Raw genomic sequence first — 1184 nt, 5'->3', positions numbered from 1 at the left:
GGTCGGGACGGCGCCCCAATGAGCGGGTTCGTGTTCCTTGAGCCGGACGCCCATCTCACCCCTGCGGAGGTGGAGCGGGACCTCCACACACTTCAACAACGAGATCGCCCGCGCCCAGAACGCGCTGCGGCAGGCGCGGGAGCGGGAACTTGACGCCCGCAAGATCCGCGACCGGACCCGCGACCGGCTGCTGCTCTCGAATGAATGCCCCCACGTGGGCCGCGCCGCGGGGGACGTCACTGTCGCCGTCCGTGACGCGTGGGTCAACACCCAGCTCGACACGGAGCTGTGGATCTACAGGACCGCGAAGGTCCAGCGGGAAGACGCCGAAGCGTACGTGTGGGCGATCAAGGACCAGATCGAGGTCCTGCGCTCCATCGGTGTCCTGTCCCGCCAAGCCTTCGACTTGTCGGGGAGGACGAGGTAGTTGAGTAAGGACGAGGCTGCGTTGGCCCTCGCACTCATCAAGGTGCTGCAGGACCGGCTCAAGAAGGCGAGGACGACCACCGCCACGGCCGTCACCGACACGTGGAAGGTCAGCGACCGCAACGCCGCGGTCCTCCCCGGCGACACGAAGATCGGGTCGATCACCCTCGCGAAGGGCAAGACCACCGCCGAAGTCGACGACGAGGACGCCTTCCTGGAGTGGGTGCTGGTCACCCACCCCGGCGAGGTCGAGCAGAAGTTCGTTGTCCAGGTGAAGCCCGACTTCATCGACCGGATGCTGGCGTTCGCGCGGCAGACCGGCAGCGTCGTCGACCCGGCGACGGGCGAGGTGATCCCCGGACTGCTCGTCCGCGAGGGCGACCCGCACCCGATGGTCACCCTCGAACGTGACGCTGCGGACCTCGTCGCGAGGGCGTGGCAGGACGGCCAACTCGGTGAACTCCTGGGCGGGCTGTTCCGCCCCGAGCTCGAGGCGGGGGACCAGTGAACCGCACCAGTCGTCTGCAGCGCCGCACGCCCTTGTCGTCGGGGAAGCCGCTCGAGCGCCGCACCCCGTTGCATGCCGCCACCACGCTTGCGCGGGTGACTCCGTTGGCGCTGGTCAGCCGGAAGCGCCGCGCGGAAAACCGCGAACGCCGCACGGTCGTCCACGCGACGTTCGGAGACGCCCCGACGTGCGCGGTCCCTGATTGCGGTCGTCCTGCGGACGACGTCCACGAGCCCCTCACGCGCGCCCG

Annotated in this window: 3 protein-coding genes; all 3 read left to right on the top strand. The window is 69.3% G+C overall.

Annotation, left to right across the window (positions count from 1 at the left end):
- The first annotated feature begins 37 nt into the window (after nt 1–37).
- Nucleotides 38–427: a hypothetical protein gene (locus BJF79_RS40240; protein ID WP_075905304.1), complete on the top strand. Its 390-nt coding sequence runs from the start codon at nt 38–40 to the stop codon at nt 425–427.
- Nucleotides 428–448: 21 nt separating this feature from the next.
- Nucleotides 449–934, top strand: coding sequence for a hypothetical protein (locus BJF79_RS40235; protein ID WP_075905302.1), 486 nt, complete (start codon nt 449–451; stop codon nt 932–934).
- A partial coding sequence (locus BJF79_RS63955) for a hypothetical protein (protein WP_262403286.1) occupies nt 931–1184 on the top strand: 254 nt, incomplete at its 3' end. The genes BJF79_RS40235 and BJF79_RS63955, both read left to right, overlap by 4 nt.

Origin of the sequence: Actinomadura sp. CNU-125, from assembly GCF_001942465.1 — a bacterium.
GTDB lineage: Bacteria > Actinomycetota > Actinomycetes > Streptosporangiales > Streptosporangiaceae > Spirillospora.
This window is presented reverse-complemented; position numbering and strand designations above follow the sequence as displayed.